The following is a 21,328-nucleotide window of genomic DNA, read 5'->3' on the forward strand; positions in this document are numbered from 1 at the left end:
TCAAATCATGATTTTAATATATTGGAGTTATATTTTGGCCTTTATTAAAATGAAGTCAACTAATTAGAGTTGTTTGATTGAGGGAATATTATGCTTAGCGCTATTAAAAATGGGTTACAGCCTTTAGGTGTTAACACTAAACAGTATGGTGACTCTCGCTGGTGGATTGGCATGTTACTGGTTATTGTACTTGCGGGTGTTGCTGTTGCGCTTAGTAAATTATCAGTAATGCAAACTGCGCAATTTAGCTCACTCACTATTGGTATTGTGGTTGGTATTATTGTGGGTAACAGTATTTTTTCGCGTATAGCGACTCATACCGATGTGGGTGTTGATTACGCTAAAAGTTTTTTGCTCAAAGCGGGCGTTGTGTTGTTTGGTTTTAGAATAACCTTTACGCAAGTAGCGGGCGTTGGTTGGAGTGGCTTACTAACTGACATTGTTATGCTTGTTGGTACATTTATATTAGCAATTCAACTTGGAAAACGTGTATTTAAGCTAGATGAGCAAACAACTATATTAATTGGCGCGGGTAGCTCTATTTGTGGCGCTGCAGCGGTAATGGCAACTGAGCCTGTTATAAAAGCGCAGGCGCATAAAGTATCAGTAGCGGTGGCAACGGTGGTAGTTTTTGGTACGCTAAGTATGTTTGCCTACCCAATAATGTTTGAGTACATGGGATTGAGCGAGCACGCATACGGTATTTTTGTAGGCTCAACCATTCATGAAGTAGCGCAAGTGGTTGCAGCGGGTACGGCGGTAAGCGCCAATGCGGCCGACACCGCTGTAATAGAAAAAATGTTAAGAGTGATGATGCTTGCGCCATTTTTAGTGGGTTTATCGTTTTGGCAAAGTAAAAAAAGAGCAAAGGCAGGTAATGCAGCAAGCAGTGAGGGCGATAAATCAGGTATTACCATCCCTTGGTTTGCGGTGTTATTTATAGTGGCAAGTGGTGTGCATTCACTCTCTATTATTCCTCAAGTGGCTACCAGCGCAGTTGTTTGGTTTGATAATATATTACTCACCATTGCGATGGTGGCTTTGGGTTTACGCACACATGTTGGGGCAATTCGCCAAGCGGGTATTAAACCGCTGTTACTGGCGCTGTGTTTATTTTTGTTTTTAACGTTAGGCGGCTTTGCCATTAATGTGGGTATTGCTGAGCTGTTTTAAACGTTATTTGGTAAAGTTGATTGGCGGCTTAAATTGGCCAATCAACTTCGTTTAAGTTATCGAGTTGTGTACTTGTGTTTTTATTACCTTGCCACTTATTAGTGTAAATACCGTGTGGATCAAACTGCGCGGTTTGCTTTTGTATATTAAAGTGCCTACCGCCACGCGGATCTACACCTACGCCCGCTATGTATTGCCAGTTGCCCCAATTTGCGGCTACGTCGTAATCAATCAATTGCTGTTCAAAATAAGCCGCGCCATAGCGCCAATCAAGACCAAGTTCGTTAACTAAGCAGCTCGCTGCAACTTGCCTTGCTCGGTTTGATATATAACCAGTGGCATTAAGCTCATTCATAATGGCATTGACCAATGGGAAGGGTGTTGAGCCATTACACCACGCAGCAAAGCGGTTTGGCATAAACGTTGTTAGGGGTTTGGTTTGTTTTTGGCCTTTAAAGCTAAATAAGCTGTTGCCCGCATTGAGTGCATGCCATTTAAAATACTCTCGCCATAGCAATTCAAATTTAATCCAATAAGTAGATTCGTTTGCGATATGTTTATGTTCGTACTCTTCAACCGCTTTGTAAACTTGCCGTGCACTTACACAACCAAAGGCAAGCCAGGTACTAAATTTTGTGGTGTTATTAAAGCCATCAAGTTCGTTTCGAGTTGTTTTATAGGTGCTAGGCAGTAAGCCCGAAAAGTACTGCGCTAAATGAGCTTGCGCACTTTTAAAACCGCCATGCATTATCGCGTTGTTGTCATCAGTAAGCTCAATTGGTTTGGCCGCACATAATGTTATAGGTTGAGGGAGTAAACCTTCAGGTAGTATTGAAAGGGTTATAGGTATATTGGCTGCCTCTACCTTTTTACGAAACGGCGTAAAGCTTTTGGGTAATTCATTTAAGCTAAAAGGTAGGTCGCTTTGTTTAAATAGGGTGTCTTGCAGCACGCCTGTAAATTTTGTATTTGGGCAATGCGCTTTAAGTAAACTTATTTGGCGTTGCTCGTACAAACCGATTTGCTTGCTATAAACCACTTCATCAATATTTTGCTTTGCAATACGCGCTTTTAAAAGCGCTATTGGTTCACCTTCAAGCACGTGCAGTGTTTGCCCGCGTTCAATAAGTGCTTGTTGCACCTCGTACAAGCTTTGCATTAAAAACTGTTGTTTATGCACGCCATATGGTTTTTGTTGGTAGTTATTATTTTTAAACCAGTGCGGATTTATTACAAATACAATATCAAGCGTACATTGCTCAGTAGCAAGTTCACTTAAAATAGGGTTGTCGTCTATTCGTAAATCGTTTTGTAGCCAATATAAAATGTGTTTGCTCATACTTATGCTCTGGTTTTTGTAAATCATTAACTTTACGAAGTAAAAGCCGGTAGGGATTAGTCAGCTGCAAGTTTTAGTAATGAAGCGGTGAGCAAGTATTACTTACTCACCTGCTTAGGTTTTATTTAACTGGTTTTGTCGTGTTAGTGAGGTTAATAGATACATAAGCAATTAAATACACAAATACGCTAAGCGGTAAACTACAAATAAATAAAGCAATTTTGTACTTTTTAGCAATAGATGGTTTAGGCAATATGATTGCAAAAAGCATATTCATTGCTAACCAAAAAATAGTAACGAGTGGTGATAGCGTTGTTTTAGCGCTTGATAAATCACACGTGCCGAATGAAATACTGGCAATAGATGCGTTACCTATTTCAATACATTGCGCATTACCTATTAGACTGATGGTAACTAATGTTGTAATTAATAATAGTGCTAGCGGCAGTAAATGTTTCATATTTTTTCCTTAATTATTTAATTTTATGGGTCGCTCTACAGCGCCTAAATAAATTAAAACGTTAGGTAAAAAATAACGATAATAAAGCCGTTAACTAGTTATTATAAAGTTATAACCACGATATTACCTCGGTTATAACTTTAATAAATCATTACTATTCAGTGGTTTGTGATTTAACTTCTGCTATGAGCTGATAACCTCGCTTCATTACAGACTTTATATATTTGGGGTTTTTTGTGTCGTTATCGTTAAGGGCTACACGTAGTTTGCTAATAACTCGCCTAACTGCAGTGTCGGTTACTATTTGATTCTCCCATACATTATTATGTAACTCTTCTAGGCTAACTATCCTTGGTTGTTGTTCAACTAAATAGCTTAGTACCTGCATGCATTTAGGCTCTAATGTGAAGTGGTTATCTTCTTTAATTAAGGCCTGTTGCATGCTGTCAAAAGTGTACTCACCAATTATTAGCTGCTTAACGCTCGGTTTTTCTATAACAGGTTCCGCGCAATCATGGTTAGGTTGGGCTTTGTTTTTTGCGGTGTTTGAATATTTTTTATAAATGCGAGATACCATCATTCCAGTTAAATTCATTAATAGTACTAACGGGCTCAGTGGGAACGCACAAAGAAAAAGTAAATATTTAAATCCCACGTGTATATTTGGTTTATTAAGCATTTGCCCAAATAACACGTTTAAAAGCATCCATATAATAAAATAAGGCGTAAGGGAAATTGAATCTGTTTGCTCCCCACAAACGCCATATTTTACGCCCTCTATGTAGTTTGATGCGTCTAAACAAAACGCATTAGCTTGGCTGCTAAATAAAATGAGTGGTATAAAAATAATGATTTGTTTCATTAAAAAGTCCATTTAGAAAGAGGCGGTAAATAATACCGCCTCCTTTAATGTTAAATAGCCGATTTTTGCTCTGCTATCCAATCGTTTATTACATCCTCAAGTACTGACATAGGGAGTGAGCCTTGACCAATAACGGTGTCGTGAAAGCTGCGAATATCAAATTTAGCACCTAGTTCTTTTTCAGCTTTTGCGCGTAGTTCGCGTATTTTTAGCTCCCCCATTTTGTACGAGAGCGCTTGGCCTGGCCATGAGATATAACGATCTATTTGATCCTCCACCGCGCTTTGTGGCAATGCAGTGTGATCTGCTAAGTAGTCTATTGCCTTTTGGCGGCTCCAGCCAAATGCATGAATACCTGTATCAACCACTAAACGCACTGCGCGCCACATTTCGTAACCTAAACGACCAAAGTCGCTGTATGGATTTTGATAAAAGCCGGCTTCTTTACCTAAACGTTCGGTGTAAAGCGCCCAGCCTTCGCCAAAAGCTGAATGGCTAAGTGTGCGTCTAAACTCAGGTACGTCTAACTCCATTGCAATGGCGTTTTGTAAATGATGCCCTGGTATTGCTTCGTGTAGGCTAAGTGCTTCTAAATTATACAAAGGCTGTAGCTTAGGCGTTGAGGCTAAAAAGTAAGTACCCGGTGAGCGATTATCAGCCGGTGGCATATAAAACGCGCCACGACTCGCTGAGCCTTTTATTGTAAAGGTGTTACGCGGTAAATGATTAAAGTAGGTTGGTAATTTGCCATACATTTTTTGCGTAATAAAGGCTGTTTTTTCAAGCAGGTCTTGTGCGTCTGTTGCGTAAAATTGCTCATCGGTTGCTAAAAACTCTAAAAATTCAGCATACGTGCCATCAAAACCTACTTTATCAATAATGTTTTGCATTTGCGTTTTTATACGCGCCACTTCTTTTAAGCCAAGCTCGTGTATTTGCTTGGGTGTTGCATTGGTTGTGGTGTAATAATTTACCGCATATTTATAATACTCAAGCCCGCCTTTAACGCTTGAAATACCTGGCTCTGCTCTGCAATTCGGCATGTAATCGTTTTCAAAAAAGTCGTAAAAGTGCTGATAAGCCGGGACTACTTTTGAGCTAATTAAGGCTTTAGCTTTGTTTTGGTATGCGGCCTTTTGCTCTGCTGTAAACGTATTTGGTATACGTGTAAAGGGCTCGTATAAGGCGCTGTTTTCAGGTTGCTTAACAATATGAGCGCTGATGCTTTGGCTATAGTTTTCAAAAGTTTTACAGTAGTGGGTGTAACCCTTTTCAATACCTTCCTTCATCAAGTTAATGTTTTCTTGATTAAAGCGAGGATAGTCGGCAAGGCTTACTAAAAATGCGTTGTAATCGTCGGTTGTTAAAAATGCCATATTAGCCGGTGCTTCGGCAAAGTAGGTATGCCAGCCACTTAAAAAATTAACCTGAAAATACTTATCTTGAAAAAGGTAGCTTTGCTGCTCTGTTTCGCGCTCGTATTTAAATAAGCGGTAGTTCATTAGTTGTTTGTTGTTGAGCGTTTTTGGGTCAATGCTGGCTAAGCTTTTTAGTACGGTGTTGTTATAAGCTTGGCGCTTTGCAATGGCTTGCTCGCTCCAATTTGGTAATGTACCACTGGGTTTCCAGCCATCTGGGTCGGTACGAAAGAATATTTTTTCGGCTTTTGCGTTTTGCCAGTGGTTATCAATAATCGTTTTTAAGTCACTGTTACTATCGGCAATGCTTGGCAGTGATGTAACTGTTAAGCAAATTGCTAAAATACTTTTTTTAAACATAGTCATCCATTTATTGCGCGTTAATTTTTATTAGTTTTCGTGTATTTATCGTTTTTGTTTTTAATATAGTACCAAGTTAACTTAATCAATGCGCTTAATTTTATAACCTGTAACTATTGGTTTTTCTTTTTGATTGAACAAATTTCACTGTGCAAGTGAGTGGCGCACTAGTTTATTGTTTTATCAGCGTTTAGAATGATTAAAACTAATTATAATAAAGGTCGTCATGTTTAATAAAGTAATAGCGCTGATTGATGAAGCGAATAATCAAGATCCTAATAGCGAACAACACAATGGCGAAAATTTCCCAAAAGAAAGTTTATACGCCCTACGCATGAGCGAAATGCTAACTCGCTTTAAACCAGATGCCAATGAACTTATGCAAATTGCAGTGCGTGCACAGCATATTCAGCGTTGGAAGTCGCCGCGTAGTGATTTTGAAATGAATAAGCAGGGTTATCATCAGTGGCGCAGTGCTCTTTATATATTTCATGCAAGTAGTGTTGTTACGCTTATGCAGCAAGCTGGTTACGGTGAGGCTGAGCAAAACCGTGTTTACGATGCGGTTGCTAAAAAAGATATTAAACGTAACCCAGACAGCCAATTAGTAGAAGATGTAGCAAGCCTTGTATTTATTGAGCATTACATGCTTGGTTTTGCCAATGCAAAACCAGATTACAATGAAGAAAAGTGGATTGGTATAATTCGCCGTACTTGGCAAAAAATGTCAGATGAGGCACATGAGTTTGTACTTGCAGGTAATATTACGTTACCCGCGCCTTTAGTTGGGCTTATTCATAAAGCACTTGAATAAATAATAAAAGTATAAAAATAAAAAAGGAATTTTAAATGCATTGCCCTAGAACTAATACGCCACTTGAGCCTTTACTTGTTGGCGGGATTACTGTTTTTACGTCAGCTCAAGGCGGCGTATTTTTTGATAACAGCCAAATTTTTAAGTTTAGCTCTCCAGAGTTAAAGCACGGTCAGGTATTGCTAAAATATTTGAGTGATCATATCGAGAGTGAATACGATGTATCGCTACGAATAAACTGCCCACAGTGCAAAAGTATTGTGATGATGCGCAGGTATTTTTCGCCAGTTAAGGCCGTCGAAATAGATGAATGTCCAGGTTGTGCAGGAATATGGCTTGATAGTGGCGAGCTGGCAAAAATACACGAAAACCACTTAACACCCCGAGAGCGAAAGCTGTTAGCACATGAAATGGCAACCAATCATGGGTTTATAACTATTAAGCCGCCAAAATCAAAGTATTACCCTAAAGCGCCTAAAAACGTTCAAGGCACCACTGTTGAACGGCTGGTGCAATTGGCATTACTTAATTTTGAGTAATAAATTAGTCTCGAATGCTACATTAATTTTAAGCATGCAGGTGCTGCTAATAAAAGCATGACTTGCAAGAACAAATTTTAAAACCAAGGAAGGCTGAGTATGAAGGATTATAAGAGTAAAGTAGCACTGCAATTTTACTGTGTGCTACTGGCGTGTTTTTTGACATCAGGCTGTGATTTTTTATTTGATAAAGCGCATGGTTATCGTGGACCCATTGTTGTGACGATTGAAACAGAAGATGGCTCAGTGCCAGAATTTCCTTTTTTGATAAAGTCGGCCTATTCAGAATCGTGTGGTCATAGTAGTTGTGGTATTGATTTTGGTTATAAGTATTTTAAAGCTGCCTATGCTAATGAGCCAATTACCTTCCCACGGGAGCGTTTGGATTTATTACAGCCCAACGCCTATGCATCGATTGAGTTTACGGTTACTCATCCTAATTATCACCACCGCGGATTTCCGCGAGGTTTTGCGCCCACCGATGCCGATGACCCCATTCATATCACGTTTACCGTTAAGCCGTTTGCTGAACAAATGAGTAAAGTAGCTGGCTGGGCGACTGGCCCTAAACAAAACATGCAAAACTTTACACCTGATAGCAGGGAATATAAAAAAGCAGACATAAGGTATCGCCAAGCGCGCTTTAATTTAGGAAAGACGATTAAAAGGCACATTACGGTGATCAAAACGTTTTACTTACCTCATTTTTCAAAACGTATGCAACAACGGGTGATTGAAAAGTATCAACCGATTTTTAGAGCCTGGTATTACGGCGTACCTGAAACGGATTGTTGGGATATGGTTGACTGTAGAAAGCAAATTTTAAAACCAAGGAAGGCTGAGTATGAAGGATTATAAGCGTAAAACTGCACTGCAATTTTACTGTGTGCTACTGGCGTGTTTTTTGACAACAAGTTGCACTACGGTATTCGATAAGGCTCATGGTTATCGTGGGCCCATTGTTGTGACGATTGAAACAGAAGATGGCTCTGTGCCAGAATTTCCTTTTTTGATAAAGTCGGCCTATTCAGAATCGTGTGGTCATAGTAGTTGTGGTATTGATTTTGGTTATAAATATTTTAAAACGGCCTATGCTAATGAGCCAATTACCTTCCCACGGGAGCGTTTGGATTTATTACAGCCCAACGCCTATGCATCGATTGAGTTTACTGTTACTCATCCTAATTATCACCACCGCGGATTTCCGCGAGGCTTTGCGCCCACCGATGCTGATGACCCTATTCATGTCACGTTTACCGTTAAGCCGTTTACAGAACAGATGAAAAAAGTGGCTGGGTGGGCCGAGCAAGGCAAAGTGATGATGCAGAACGCGGCGCCAGATAGTAATGAGCATTTCAATGGAAAAATGCAGCTTTGGCAAGAGCGCTTTAATTTAGGAAAGGCGATTAAAAGGCACATTACGGTGATCAAAACTTTTTACTTACCTCATTTTTCAAAACGTATGCAACAACGGGTGATTGAAAAGTATCAACCGATTTTTAGAGCCTGGTATTACGGCGTACCTGAAACGGATTGTTGGGATATGGTTGACTGTAGAAAGCAAATTTTAAAACCAAGGGAAGCTGAATATAAAGGATTATAAGCGTACTTACCTGCAATAATACGTAATCATTTTGCACAGCTAAATGTGTCGCTATCTGCGTTAAAAAATTCTCATTTTGAACCATTGAATAGCGAAATTTTTGCCTAGCTAGCAACACGTTTTTCAAATCTCAAAATAGATCACTTAATTAAGCTAATTGGTATAAAGCATAAAAAACGGCGTACTAAAAAGTACGCCGTTTATATTGCAATAAACTAATTTTTAACGAATTTATTTATTACGGTTTTCTTTGGCAAATGCACGTATTTTACGTTTTTGCGACAGTGTTACTTTATTAACACGACCAGCAAATGGGTTTTCACCTTCTCTAAATTCAATTTTGATAGGTGTGCCCATAATTTTAAGCGCTTTACGGTAATAGTTCATCAGGTAGCGTTTATAGCTATCTGGTAAATCTTTAACTTGGTTACCGTGAATAACAATACGTGGTGGGTTATAACCACCGGCATGTGCATATTTAAGCTTAACACGACGACCACGAACAAGTGGCGGCTGGTGATCGGCTTGAGCCATGTCCATAATACGACGTAACATTGCAGTACTTATACGTTTAGTCGCTGATTCATACGCTTCGTCAACAGACTCAAACAAATGACCAACACCTGTACCGTGTAGTGCAGATATAAAGTGCAAGCGTGCAAAGTCAATAAAGCCTAAACGGCGATCGAGCTCTGATTTAATACGATCTTTAACGTAATCGTCTAAGCCATCCCATTTGTTCACGGCAATAACCAATGAACGACCTGAGTTAAGAGCAAAGCCTAATAAGCTTAAATCTTGATCTGAAATACCATCGCGAGCATCAACAATTAATAACACTACGTTACAATCTTCGATTGCTTGAAGCGTTTTAATTACTGAGAACTTTTCAACAACGTCGCTTACTTTTTTACGTTTACGAACACCGGCTGTGTCAATTAACACATACTCTTTTTCATTTCGAGTCATCGGAATGTAGATAGAGTCACGTGTTGTGCCTGGCATATCGTATACAATTACACGTTCTTCACCCAGTATGCGGTTAGTAAGTGTAGACTTACCAACGTTAGGGCGGCCAATAATTGCAAGCTTTACAGGTTTATCTGCAAATGCTTGATGATCGGTATCGCTGTCTTCATCTTCTTCGTAAAGATTAATAAGCTCTTCGTCATCATCGGCTACGTCTTCGTCTTGTGCAGCTAATTCAGCAATAAGTGGCTGAAGTGTTTGCTCAAGGAGTAACGTAATACCACGACCATGCGATGCAGCAATATGATGGATTTCACCTAATGATAATTGGTAAAATTCAGCACAGTTTGAATCTGCATCAATACCATCGGTTTTGTTAGCAACAACAAAACACTTTTTATCTTGCTTGCGCAAGTGATTAGCAATTGCTTGGTCAGCGACGGTCATACCTACACGAGCATCTACTAAAAACAGAACAATGTCGGCTTCTTCAATAGCTAGCAGAGATTGATCTGCCATTTCGATTTCGATGCCTTCTTCAGTGCCATCAATACCGCCCGTGTCTACCACGATAAATTCATAGCCATCGTAACTAGCTTGGCCATATTTTCTATCTCGTGTTAAACCTGGGAAATCGGCTACGAGTGCATCACGAGTACGTGTTAAACGGTTAAATAATGTGGACTTGCCCACATTGGGTCGCCCAACTAGAGCGATCACGGGAAGCATAAACTACCTCTTTAAAAAACAACAAAAGGCTTCGCAGTGCGAAGCCTTAAAAAAACCATATGACTATTAGTAACTTAGTTTGGTATTTTTACCATACTAACTTCACCATCACGGGTGTATAAAATTAGCTTATCGTCGGCAACAACTGGCTCAACAAAAAAGCCCGAGCTGTCAAAGTCTTCACGAGATACTAGCTCGCCAGTTTCTTTATTTAGCCAATGTAGGTTACCTTCTTGGTCGCCTAAAGCTAAGTGGCTACCTGCAACTGCAGGGCCTGTTAGGTACCAACCGCGTAGAGCGGGTTGGCTCCAACGTTCAATACCTGAATCTTTATCTAATGCGTAAATAACACCATCGCTATCTACTAAATAAATTGTTTGTGCATCCATCGCAAGGTCGCGGTAGCTGCTGTATTCACGTTTCCATACAACATTGCCAGAGCGAATATCAACAGCAGCTAAGTTGCCGTTATACGCAATAGCGTAAGCATATGGGCCACTAATAAGTGGTTGAGTGTCTACGTCAACTAGGCGTTCAAATTCTGATGCGCCTTTGGCAACCGCAATTTCTGCGCTCCATGCTGAGTAACCACTATCTGAAATTAATACGCTTAGCTTACCTGTTTCTAGGCCAACTAATACACCACCGTTAGCAACAGTTGGTGAGCTTTGTCCGCGTAATGTTAGTGGTGGAACCTCTTGTTCAAAGTTCCAACGCTCTTCGCCTGTATCTGGGTGAAGTGCTAACAGTTTACCTGAGCCTAAATTAGCAAATATTAAGCCATCGCCAGCTGTTGGTTTAGACAGTGATTCGCCTGGTACATTTTTACGCCAAACTTCTTCACCGGTTTCGCGGTCAAGGGCAATAATAAAGCCGTGTTCAGAACCAATATAAATTTTACCATAGGCTTGCAAAATACCACCTGATAATTTTGCATTACCGTTATCAGCCCATGGCCAAAACGATAAATCTTGGCGTACATCGGTTTCCCATTTTGTATCGCCATTAGCAAGCGAAAGCGCTTCTACTTGGCCTTCGCGGCTAGCAACGTACACAGTATCTTTGTAAACTGCCGGTGTTAAACGAGAAAAATAATGCTCTACGCCATCACCTACAGATTCTTGCCATACAACGTCAGTTTCAAACTGATTTACAATTTCAGGAAGTACGAGCTCTTCTTCATCATCACTTGATGAACAACCCATCAATGTTGCCATACATAGGGCAAGGGCTGCTGTTGTTAATTTTTTCATGCCTAAAACCTTATGCCGCTGGGCTAGTTACTGCTAGGTCATCTAACTTAATTTGTAATAGTGGATTACTTGTTAATCCACCCGCATCTATTGCTGCTTGATATGCAGTACGTGCTTGATCTTTATTACCTTGCTCAGAGTAAATGTCGCCTTTAAGTTCGGCAACGTTTGCGTTGAATGCTTCAGGTAATGGTGCATTTAATGTCGTTAATGCATCGTCATATTTAGTTTGCGCAATTTGAATACGCGCTAAACGTGTAATCGCAATTGCTTTTAATTCTGTGTTTGATGTATTAGACACTATCCAGCTTAGCTTTTCGCCAGCTACGTCTAGCTTTTGTGCTTCTACTGCATCTTTAGCTGCTACAAATGCTGCAAGTGTTGCGTAGTTTGTATCTTTATTTTCGCTAATAAACGCATCAGCTGAAGATAATACATCATCGCTTTCAACAAGTGTTGTATATGAATCTGATGCTTTTTCAGCTGTCGTAATTTGGTTTTGGTTATATGCTTTCCAGCCATATAATCCACCTAGGCCAACAAGTATACCTAGCGCAAGTGAAATGCCGTTTTCACGGAAAAAGCGTTTAATGGCTTCTGCTTGTTGTTCTTCTGTTGAATAAATGTCCATTCTTACCTCTAATGTTCGCTTAGCCGTTAATAAGCTCAGCTAATAGCGCTTTAGCTTGTTCTAATTCTAATGTGACTTGTTCTTTACGCTCGCGTAAATACTTGATGGTCACAACGCCTTTTTCTAATTCATCTTCGCCAATAATCACTGCAACAAGTGCATCGCTTTTATCAGCACGTTTTAATTGTTTTTTAAAGTTGCCGCCACCCGCATGTACCATAACGCGTAAACCTGGTACGTCTTTGCGTAGTTGCGCTGCAATTGCAGGAGCTTGAATGCTTGCTTTGTCGCCCATTGCTGCTAAATATACATCAGCATTACGACGAATGTCACCTACACACTCAAGTGCTTGCAGTAATAACACTAAGCGCTCTAGACCCATTGCAAAACCAACTGCTGGCGTTGCTTTGCCACCAAGTTGTTCAACTAAGCCATCGTAACGTCCGCCAGCACATACAGTGCCTTGTGCGCCTAAACTGTCGGTTACCCATTCAAATACAGTGCGGTTGTAGTAGTCCAAACCACGTACTAACTTTTCATTAACCGTATATGAGACGCCAGCAGCGTCTAAACGTTCACATAAATTTTCAAAATGTTCTTTTGATTCAGCATCTAAATTTTCAGACAATTTAGGCGCATCAGTTAAAATTGCTTGTACGTCTGGGTTTTTGCTATCAAGTACGCGTAATGGATTTGAATACATACGGCGTTTTGAATCTTCATCAAGCACATCAATGTGTTGCTCAAGGTAGGCTACTAGCGCATCGCGGTAATCTGCACGCGCTTCGTTAGATCCTAAAGAATTTAGCTCTAAACGAACGTGCTCAGTAATACCAAAGGCTTCCCATAGTTGCGCTGTTAATAAAATAACTTCTGCGTCAATGTCGGCTGTAGCAATACCAAATGTTTCTAAACCAAATTGGTGAAACTGACGGTAACGACCTTTTTGCGGGCGCTCGTGACGAAACATTGGACCCATGTACCAAAGGCGTTGTTCTTGATTATATAGTAAGCCATTTTGGTTGCCAGCACGTACGCATACTGCGGTGCCTTCTGGGCGAAGTGTTAATAAGTCGCCATTGCGATCAGCAAAGGTGTACATTTCTTTTTCTACTATATCGGTAACTTCACCAATAGAGCGTTTAAATAAGTCGGTTGATTCTACAATAGGAAAACGAATTTCTTGATAACCGAACGATGCTACTGTCTCGCGTAAAATGTTTTCTACTTTCTGCCAAACTTGTGTATCGCCCGGCAGACAATCGTTCATACCCCGAACTGCCTGAATTTGTTTTGCCACTGATAAATCCTAAATGCTGTTTTTTTTGTGTAATGAAAAATGCTTACACAACAAGAATGCTAAAAATTGACCTGACATTATAGCGTTTTGGCCATAAAGGTAAACGGCAAACAGGGTAGTTTACCGCCTTAAAATGTATTTATTCGACTATTTTTATGTCAATCGGTGTTTGGCTCTGCTTTTTCTCTATAAAGTCGCGTACATAACCCTCAAGCTGGTCAACAATGTTGTTGTTATCAATGCGCGCTTTTTGGCGTTCGCCATTTATATACAAACCAGAACGACGATTTGCACCGGCAAGCCCTATATCACTAACGAGTGCTTCACCTGGTCCATTTACAACACAACCAATTACCGAAACAGACATAGGTTCGATAATATCCTCTAAGCGCTCTTCAAGTTGGTTCATGGTGCTTACCACATCAAATTCTTGACGTGAACAACTAGGGCAGGCAATAAAGTTAATACCGCGAGCACGAATACGCAGTGAATTTAAAATATCAAAGCCGACTTTAATTTCTTGAACAGGATCGGCAGCAAGTGACACTCGCAGGGTATCGCCAATACCTTCGGCAAGTAGCATACCTAAACCTACTGCAGATTTAACAGAGCCAGAGCGCATGCCGCCCGCTTCGGTAATACCTAAATGCAGTGGTTGATCTATTTCTTTAGCGAGTAAGCGATAGGCGCCTACGGCTAAAAATACGTCTGATGCTTTTACTGATATTTTAAATTGGTCAAAATCAAGGCGGCGTAATATATCTACATGACGCATTGCTGATTCGAGTAGTGCTTCTGGTGTTGGTTCGCCGTATTTTTCTTGTAAGTCGCGCTCTAGTGAGCCGCCGTTTACGCCAATACGAATAGGAATGTTGTGCTCGCGAGCTGAGTCTACTACCGCTCTAATACGCTCTTCGCTACCTATATTCCCCGGGTTTATACGCAGGCAATCAACGCCGTATTTTGCCACTTTTAAGGCTATACGGTAGTCAAAGTGAATATCGGCTACTAGCGGAATAGTCACTTGTTCTTTAATACTTTTAAACGCCTCAGCAGCGTCCATAGTTGGTACTGATACGCGAACTATGTCGGCACCTGCAGCTTGTATTGCCTGAATTTGTGCAACCGTTGCATCAACATCCATGGTGTCGGTGTTGGTCATTGATTGCACTGCAATAGGGGCGCCGTCGCCAATAGGGACGTTACCTACATTGATACGGGTGGATTTTCTGCGTTTAATTGGAGATTCTGAAAACATAGCGACTACTCTGCTAGTGGTAATGTAAATTTGGCTAAACGGTTTTTAGGAAATGCAGAAATATCTACAGGTTCGCCGTTTAAAGTAATGTCTACAGCGTCATGCTTACCAAGCACAACTGAAAAAGGAGGCGTGCCACTTACGGTCATAATATAGCCTGCTTTTTTAACACCGAATGCTATTTTTTCGCCTTCGCCGTCGTAAATTTCAACCCAACTTTCGCCGTTAAAGTTCATAACAATTGTACTGCTTGCATCTTCTTGGCTTGCGTTGTTAGAAGCAATAGGAGCAGTTTCTGTAACTGCTTCTGGGCTTGTTGATATTTCAGTAGGCGCATTTTGCGATTCTAATAATGATTCGTCGTCAATGTCGGCTTGTTGCTGTTGCTCTGAAATACTGGGTTGAGCGGCTTGGCGCTCGCTCATTTTTGAGTTGGCAACGTTTATGTTACTGGTTTGCTCTTCAATAGGTGTCGCGTTTTGCCAAAACCATAAAGCAGATGAGCCAATAACAATCGCTAAAATTAAATAGCTAAAAAACATTAAGCGACTGTCGTTTGCTTCTTTTTCTGTTCGGCGCGAAAAGCTCTGCATATTAGCGGGCTTAGTCGGCTCTGGTGGGGCGGGCATCATCGCTAATATAGGTGCGCTATCTACTTTTAATTCACGGCAATAATTTTTTATGTAGCCTTTTACAAAAGTGATTGGGCCGAGTAATGCAAATTCATCATTTTCAAGGCGTTTAATTTGAAGTTCAGACAGCTTTAACGGTGCAGCAATAGTCGCTATGCTAACGTTCGCTTGCTCTCTATGATTTTTTAATATTTGGCCTACAGTTGGCTGTTCGCTCTGTGTTTGCGTATTTTCTTCATTCATAATTTGTATGAGTCTGGATCCACTAGTAAAAGTCTATGCCCTGGGTTTAGTGCTATATCAGGACTTAATTTATTCCATCGCATTAATTCATCAATTAATACATGCCGCTGGGTAGCTATATCGTAAAGGGAATCGCCAGCTTTAATTTCGTAATAAACATTCGGATCGTTTAGATAAATTTTACTTCCATCCATTACTCTATCCGACTCTTTTAAACCATTCCATTGTAAGAGTTTTTGTAGTTTAACATTGTATTGTACCGAAATGCTAAATAGGTTTTCGCCAACGGTAATTATATGAAATGGTAACTGTAAAGTTGGTACTTTACGGTTAAGCATTGAACGCTCGGATTTCCGTACGGTCTTATAACTTTTAAACTCGATATCCGCACTATTTTGATAGTTGCTGCTTCCAAGTATGGCTGTATTTTTAGTCCCTTCACAGAATACCACGTCATGACTATTTTTTTGAGTGGAAACTACAGGCACTGCGTTAGTATTATTGGTTTGTTGTAGAACAAGCCGGCCAGTTTTAGGTGCGAAAAAGGACATTATCTTTACTTCATCCGCTTTGCTTGGGAACACGGCCGTAGGAACCTCTACTGTTTGAGATATCATTTGTTCTAATACTATAACTTTTTCAGCGATTTGCTCTTCTCTTGCTATAACCAAATTTACATCTCGGCTATTTGCTGTTGCGAACTTTTATCTTTTTTCTGCTCGTTACTTGCTAGCGGACTTGTTGAGCCGTCTTTGGGTGAACGTTTCTTTCTAATTACTTTTATTTTTGGCTTTGAGCTAATATGCGTGCCGCTTTCGTCATTTTTTAGTTCTTTTAGCTGCGCTTTTCGGTATTTTTCTCGCAGTATCTCAAATTCATTTAAACGCGTTCTTTTCTCTTTTAATGCGTAGGCTTCGTTACTGGTAGAATAAGTTTGTAAAATAGTGCTAGAGATTTTTTCAGCTTCTTCTATTCTGCCCATTCTGTTTTTTACAAGGTAGCTAAGCATTAATGCACGAGAAGATACTCGCCCTGTACTGCCAAAGCGCTCTAAAAGTTCGCTGGCTTTGTATAAGTCACTTTTAGCATAATACAGTGCAGCTAAGCTAATTAAAGTGGATGCACGTTGGGAGCTGTGGTTAAGTGCTTGCTGGAAATAGCTTTCTGCATTTTCAAAGTCATCAAATTCAATAGCGCATAACGCTAAGTTTTCGTAGCTTTCGGCAACGCGAATATAACTTGGTACTTTAATGGCTTTTAAAAACTGATCAGTAGCACGATCGTATTCATCAATACCACATAAAAACACACCGTAGTTATTAAGGGTATTAGGATCGTCTGGCTTTATTTCGAGTGCTTTTTGGTAGGCTTTATCAGCTCGCGGGTTTTCGCCTACTTGTTGATAGTAATAAGCAAGAGAGTAATGCACTTCAGGTAGGTCAGGAGCAAATGCGGCTGCACGTTCTAAATTGTATTTGGCTTGAGAGTTATTGCCCGTTTTTAAATATTGAAGGGCTAGAGCAATTCGAGTACGTGCCGCGCCATTATTATCAATTTTATTTTTGACGACGGGTTTGTTACTGCCGTTATAGCTACTTTCGCTAACACAGCCACTCAGTGCAAGTGCTGATAATGTTAAAGCAAGTATAGATCGCATTACCTTGTCCCTTTATTTTTATCCATAGGGCCTATACTACCTAAAAGCTTTTATGTTGCATCATTTATTTAAAAATAAACGACTTAACGGCTCTATGTGACTTAGTCACATAGAGCCGTTACAGATTATGCTTGGTGGATATTAACGCTAATTGCGTTATCGTCACGCATTTTCTTTTTAGCTAAACGTTTAGTACGGTCAACTACGTCACCAACTAACTGTCCGCAAGCGGCATCAATGTCGTCACCGCGAGTACGACGCACAATACAGGTAACACCCGCTGCTTGTAATACTTTTGAAAAACGGTCGATACGGCTATTGCTTGAGCGAGTGTACTCATTACCCGGGAACGGGTTAAACGGAATAAGGTTGACCTTACAAGGTGTGCCTTTTAACGTTTGCACTAATGCATGCGCCTGATCGGTGCTGTCGTTAATGCCGTTAAGCATAACGTATTCAACTGTTACGTCTTTATTGGCTTTTGAGCCATCGATATAACGACGACACGAGGCTAAAAATTCTTCAATAGGGTATTTTTTATTAACAGGCACTAAAATATCACGCAGGGCGTTATCTGGTGCGTGAAGTGATATAGCCAGTGCTACGTCAATTTTCTCTTTTAATAAATCAAGAGCAGGTACAACCCCTGAAGTACTTAATGTTACGCGGCGCTTAGAGAAACCAAAACCCCAATCGTCCATCATTAGTTCCATTGCTGGCACTACGTTTTTAAGATTAAGTAAAGGCTCGCCCATACCCATCATTACAACGTTAGTTACTGGGCGCTTTTCGCTATGACCATCAAGGCCAATATCTTTAGCTACACGCCAAACTTGGCCAATAATTTCAGATACTTTTAAGTTACGGTTAAAGCCTTGTTGCGCAGTAGAGCAAAAAGTACATTCAAGCGCACAACCTACTTGTGATGATACACATAAAGTAGCGCGCTCTTTTTCAGGGATCCAAACAGCTTCTACTTCTTGGCCGCCTTCAAGAATAAGTGCGTACTTAATAGTACCGTCGCTTGCTTGTTGGCGAACTGTGATTTCTGGCGCAACAATTTCGCACTCAGCTTTAAGTTTTTCTTTAAGCTTTTTGTTTACGTTGCTCATATCGTCGAAGTTGTCTACGCCAAAATGATAAATCCATTTCATCACCTGGTCACTACGAAACGGCTTTTCACCGAACGATGCAAATAACTCGCGCATTGCTTCTCGGTTTAAATCTAATAAGTTAATCTTTTTTTGCTCGGTCATGAAACAACCTCAATCGGTGACGGTGGAGATAAAAATTTACGAGGACGAATTGTACACAATTCACTCACTTTAATCATTAAGTAAAACATCAACAAATACACTGACAAATACTTTACGTAATGACTAAAAAAGGGCCCGAAAGCCCTTTTCATTTTGTTAACGAGTTCGAATTAACGAGTACGTGAACAAAGCTCTTCGTCAGCGAAGAAGTACGCGATTTCGCGAGCAGCAGATTCAACAGCGTCAGAACCGTGAACAGCATTTTCGTCGATGCTATCAGCGTAGTCTGCACGTAAAGTACCAGCTAGTGCTTCAGCAGGGTTAGTAGCACCCATGATTTCACGGTTTTTAAGAACAGCGTTTTCGCCTTCAAGAACTGTAACCATTACTGGACCAGACGTCATGAAAGATACTAAAGCACCGAAGAAAGGACGTTCGCTATGTTCTGCGTAGAAACCTTCAGCTTTCTCTTGTGAAAGGTGAACCATTTTAGCTGCAACGATTTTAAGGCCAGCAGACTCGAAACGGTTGTAGATAGCGCCAATGTGGTTTTTAGCTACTGCATCAGGTTTTACGATTGAAAAAGTACGTTCTAAAGCCATCTTTATGCTCCAATAATTTTAAGTAAAAGTGTGAATATTAACGGGCGCGAATTATACGCGTTTTAAGTGAAAAATCCTAATTTTATTAAAAACCAGTTTGATTGCAGTTTTGTGATCTCGATCAAAAGCAAATTGCTAATCGTACTTATACTGCCGCGCTTATAAATTAATTAATCATACAACTGGCTTAAAGCCAGTTCGCTGTATGGAGCGCACATGTTACCAACTATCTCTTCAACGCCTTTTATTCCTGAATTATTATGCCCTGCAGGCAGTTTAAAAAACATGCGCTACGCTTTTGCTTATGGCGCAGATGCGGTTTATGCAGGGCAACCTCGCTATAGTTTGCGTGTGCGTAATAATGAATTTGACCTAGACACTCTGCAAATAGGTATTAATGAAGCTCATCAGCAAAATAAGAAGTTTTATGTGGTATCAAATATTGCGCCGCATAACGCGAAGGTTAAATCGTACTTACGTGATATAGAGCCTGTTATTGCAATGAAACCCGATGCGCTAATTATGTCAGATCCTGGTTTAATCATGCTTGTTCGTGAAAAATGGCCTGCTATGCCTATTCACTTGTCGGTACAGGCGAATGCGGTAAATTACGCGAGCGTGCAATTTTGGGCAAAGCAGGGGATTGAACGCGTTATTTTGTCAAGGGAGCTATCGCTCGAAGAAATAACTGAAATACGGACACTCTGCCCAGACACCGAACTTGAAGTGTTTGTACATGGTGCGCTTTGTATGGCGTATTCAGGGCGTTGTTTACTTTCGGGCTATATTAACAAACGCGATCCAAACCAAGGCACGTGCACAAATGCGTGTAGGTGGGATTACGATGTAAAACCAGGGGTTGAGAACGAAACCGGCGAAATGGTGCATAAAATTGACCCCAAACAGGTTATTCCTACACTAGGTGAAGGTACGCCAAGTAGCGAAGTATTTATGCTTGAGGAACAAGGTCGCCCTGGCGAGTATATGCCTGCGTTTGAGGATGAACATGGCACGTATATTATGAATTCAAAAGATTTACGCGCTGTACAATACGTAGAACAGCTCACAAAAATGGGTGTACATAGTTTAAAAATAGAAGGGCGTACTAAGTCATTTTACTATGTGGCGCGCACGGCACAAGTTTATCGCAAAGCAATAGACGACGCAGCTTCGGGTAAACCATTTGATACTAGCTTATTTAAAACACTCGAAAACTTAGCGCATCGTGGTTATACCGAAGGCTTTTTAAAACGTCACGCTCACCAAGATTATCAAAATTATGAATACGGTCATTCAGTTTCTACCAAGCAGCAATTTGTGGGCGAAGTACTTGAACGCTGCGAAAATGGTTTAGTTGAAATAGACGTTAAAAATAAATTTTGCACAGGGCACTCACTCGAACTCATGACACCGCAAGGTAACATTACTTTTAAGCTTGAATATATGGAAAACAAAAAGGGCGAAAGTATTAGCGATGCTAAAGGCTCTGGTCACATTGTAAAAATACCATTAGATGAGAGTATTAACTTAGAGCACGCTATTTTAATGCGTAACCTTGAGACACACCAAGATACCCGTAATCCATTTAAGCAAGCTGTTTAGCTACAGCTTAATATAGTTTTTTCAAAAACTCGGGATTATAAAAACCCCGAGTTTGCGACTTTATTTAAAATAATATTAATTATTTTTCAAGCTGCTTTAGCTTATCTCTTCGCTCTTTACGTTTTTGTTTTAATGTTTTGCTTGCATGTTTTTTAGGTTTTTCTTTACTCATTACAAATAACTCCAATTAAATATATAAAATTAATAAATAAAAATTGAAATAATTTACTCTATATTTCCTCCTTAATATTTATGGCTATGATTTCCCAAAAATAGGACTCCCCAGCTTCTTTATATTCAATAATATGATTTATTTTATGCCCTAAAAGAGCGACCCCAAGAGGAGAGTGAAATGATACGTCACTAATAAAGTGCCTTCGTTGGCTTGGAGGAACTAAAGTTATACGGCGCTTAAAACCGGTGGTTATATTTTTAATAACCACCGTGCTATTAATTTGTACATGCGGATTGAATTTTGACCAAGGCCGCTGTGAATACTCGACTTCTTGGAGCAAATACGCAAGCTTTAACGGTTGTAATAGTACCGCTGCATCTGTGAAGTCATTTTTAGACAGGAAAGGTTTTTTACGCTCGAACAGAAAAGAAAGCACGGACTAATCCCCACAAA

At 40.2% G+C, this 21,328-nt stretch carries 19 protein-coding genes and 1 pseudogene; 6 read left to right on the forward strand and 14 right to left on the reverse strand.

Going from position 1 to position 21,328, the window contains the following annotated elements; all coding sequences use genetic code 11:
* Nucleotides 1–90: 90 nt before the first annotated feature.
* The gene (locus tag PX700_RS06165) at nucleotides 91–1,173 is read left to right on the forward strand and encodes a YeiH family protein (RefSeq protein ID WP_479520203.1); all 1,083 of its coding nucleotides are present in this window, start codon (nucleotides 91–93) and stop codon (nucleotides 1,171–1,173) included.
* Nucleotides 1,174–1,201: 28 nt separating this feature from the next.
* On the opposite strand, the gene PX700_RS06170 is transcribed toward PX700_RS06165, so the two are convergent.
* The 4 genes from PX700_RS06170 to PX700_RS06185 form a co-directional block, all read right to left on the reverse strand.
* Nucleotides 1,202–2,512, reverse strand: coding sequence for a DASH family cryptochrome (locus PX700_RS06170; protein WP_479520204.1), 1,311 nt, complete (start codon nucleotides 2,510–2,512; stop codon nucleotides 1,202–1,204).
* 121 nt (nucleotides 2,513–2,633) lie between these two features.
* A complete protein-coding gene (locus tag PX700_RS06175) occupies nucleotides 2,634–2,972 on the reverse strand; it encodes a transcriptional regulator (RefSeq protein WP_165728760.1) in 339 nt (112 codons plus the stop codon).
* 154 nt (nucleotides 2,973–3,126) lie between these two features.
* On the reverse strand, nucleotides 3,127–3,834 hold the full coding sequence (locus PX700_RS06180) for a winged helix-turn-helix domain-containing protein (protein WP_479520205.1): 708 nt from the start codon (nucleotides 3,832–3,834) through the stop codon (nucleotides 3,127–3,129).
* A 50-nt stretch (nucleotides 3,835–3,884) separates the two neighbouring features.
* Nucleotides 3,885–5,612, reverse strand: coding sequence for a DUF885 domain-containing protein (locus tag PX700_RS06185; protein ID WP_479520206.1), 1,728 nt, complete (start codon nucleotides 5,610–5,612; stop codon nucleotides 3,885–3,887).
* A gap of 226 nt (nucleotides 5,613–5,838) precedes the next feature.
* Here PX700_RS06185 and PX700_RS06190 point away from each other — a divergent pair, with 226 nt between their 5' ends.
* The 4 genes from PX700_RS06190 to PX700_RS06205 all read left to right on the forward strand — a co-directional run bounded on the left by PX700_RS06190 (nucleotide 5,839) and on the right by PX700_RS06205 (nucleotide 8,568).
* The gene (locus PX700_RS06190; protein WP_415636768.1) at nucleotides 5,839–6,426 is read left to right on the forward strand and encodes a DUF4202 domain-containing protein; all 588 of its coding nucleotides are present in this window, start codon (nucleotides 5,839–5,841) and stop codon (nucleotides 6,424–6,426) included.
* Between the two features lie 35 nt (nucleotides 6,427–6,461).
* Nucleotides 6,462–6,965, forward strand: coding sequence for a TFIIB-type zinc ribbon-containing protein (locus PX700_RS06195; RefSeq protein WP_309169396.1), 504 nt, complete (start codon nucleotides 6,462–6,464; stop codon nucleotides 6,963–6,965).
* Nucleotides 6,966–7,064: 99 nt separating this feature from the next.
* On the forward strand, nucleotides 7,065–7,823 hold the full coding sequence (locus PX700_RS06200; RefSeq protein WP_479520207.1) for a hypothetical protein: 759 nt from the start codon (nucleotides 7,065–7,067) through the stop codon (nucleotides 7,821–7,823).
* A complete protein-coding gene (locus tag PX700_RS06205) occupies nucleotides 7,810–8,568 on the forward strand; it encodes a hypothetical protein (protein WP_479520208.1) in 759 nt (252 codons plus the stop codon). The genes PX700_RS06200 and PX700_RS06205 overlap by 14 nt, the downstream gene beginning before the upstream one ends.
* A 231-nt stretch (nucleotides 8,569–8,799) precedes the next feature.
* Here PX700_RS06205 and der read toward each other — a convergent pair whose 3' ends face one another.
* The 9 genes and pseudogenes from der to ndk all read right to left on the reverse strand — a co-directional run bounded on the left by der (nucleotide 8,800) and on the right by ndk (nucleotide 19,098).
* Nucleotides 8,800–10,266, reverse strand: coding sequence for a ribosome biogenesis GTPase Der (der, locus tag PX700_RS06210; protein WP_479520209.1), 1,467 nt, complete (start codon nucleotides 10,264–10,266; stop codon nucleotides 8,800–8,802).
* A 74-nt stretch (nucleotides 10,267–10,340) separates the two neighbouring features.
* Nucleotides 10,341–11,519 carry an outer membrane protein assembly factor BamB gene (gene bamB / locus PX700_RS06215; RefSeq protein WP_479520210.1) on the reverse strand — a complete coding sequence of 393 codons (1,179 nt, stop codon included), beginning with the start codon at nucleotides 11,517–11,519 and terminating at the stop codon, nucleotides 10,341–10,343.
* 10 nt (nucleotides 11,520–11,529) lie between these two features.
* Nucleotides 11,530–12,150 (reverse strand): YfgM family protein, encoded by a 621-nt coding sequence (locus tag PX700_RS06220; RefSeq protein WP_166419845.1) that lies wholly within the window; start codon nucleotides 12,148–12,150, stop codon nucleotides 11,530–11,532.
* A gap of 19 nt (nucleotides 12,151–12,169) precedes the next feature.
* Nucleotides 12,170–13,450 (reverse strand): histidine--tRNA ligase, encoded by a 1,281-nt coding sequence (gene hisS, locus PX700_RS06225; RefSeq protein ID WP_170071597.1) that lies wholly within the window; start codon nucleotides 13,448–13,450, stop codon nucleotides 12,170–12,172.
* 139 nt (nucleotides 13,451–13,589) lie between these two features.
* Nucleotides 13,590–14,708 (reverse strand): flavodoxin-dependent (E)-4-hydroxy-3-methylbut-2-enyl-diphosphate synthase, encoded by a 1,119-nt coding sequence (gene ispG, locus PX700_RS06230; protein WP_415636770.1) that lies wholly within the window; start codon nucleotides 14,706–14,708, stop codon nucleotides 13,590–13,592.
* 5 nt (nucleotides 14,709–14,713) lie between these two features.
* On the reverse strand, nucleotides 14,714–15,583 hold the full coding sequence (locus PX700_RS06235; RefSeq protein ID WP_479520211.1) for a RodZ domain-containing protein: 870 nt from the start codon (nucleotides 15,581–15,583) through the stop codon (nucleotides 14,714–14,716).
* Nucleotides 15,580–17,240: pseudogene (gene pilW, locus PX700_RS06240) on the reverse strand (type IV pilus biogenesis/stability protein PilW). Before pilW ends, PX700_RS06235 begins: the two are co-directional and overlap by 4 nt.
* Nucleotides 17,241–17,365: 125 nt before the next feature.
* Nucleotides 17,366–18,496 (reverse strand): dual-specificity RNA methyltransferase RlmN, encoded by a 1,131-nt coding sequence (rlmN, locus tag PX700_RS06245; protein ID WP_479520212.1) that lies wholly within the window; start codon nucleotides 18,494–18,496, stop codon nucleotides 17,366–17,368.
* A gap of 170 nt (nucleotides 18,497–18,666) precedes the next feature.
* Nucleotides 18,667–19,098, reverse strand: coding sequence for a nucleoside-diphosphate kinase (ndk, locus tag PX700_RS06250; RefSeq protein ID WP_007377442.1), 432 nt, complete (start codon nucleotides 19,096–19,098; stop codon nucleotides 18,667–18,669).
* A 216-nt stretch (nucleotides 19,099–19,314) separates the two neighbouring features.
* Between ndk and trhP the strand changes: the two genes are divergently transcribed.
* Complete coding sequence (gene trhP, locus PX700_RS06255; RefSeq protein WP_415636772.1) at nucleotides 19,315–20,700, forward strand: prephenate-dependent tRNA uridine(34) hydroxylase TrhP; 1,386 nt, start codon at nucleotides 19,315–19,317, stop codon at nucleotides 20,698–20,700.
* 230 nt (nucleotides 20,701–20,930) lie between these two features.
* Here trhP and PX700_RS06260 read toward each other — a convergent pair whose 3' ends face one another.
* Nucleotides 20,931–21,311 (reverse strand): GreA/GreB family elongation factor, encoded by a 381-nt coding sequence (locus PX700_RS06260; RefSeq protein ID WP_415636773.1) that lies wholly within the window; start codon nucleotides 21,309–21,311, stop codon nucleotides 20,931–20,933.
* Between the last annotated feature and the right edge of the window lie 17 nt (nucleotides 21,312–21,328).

This window comes from Pseudoalteromonas sp. TP27 (assembly GCF_056470645.1).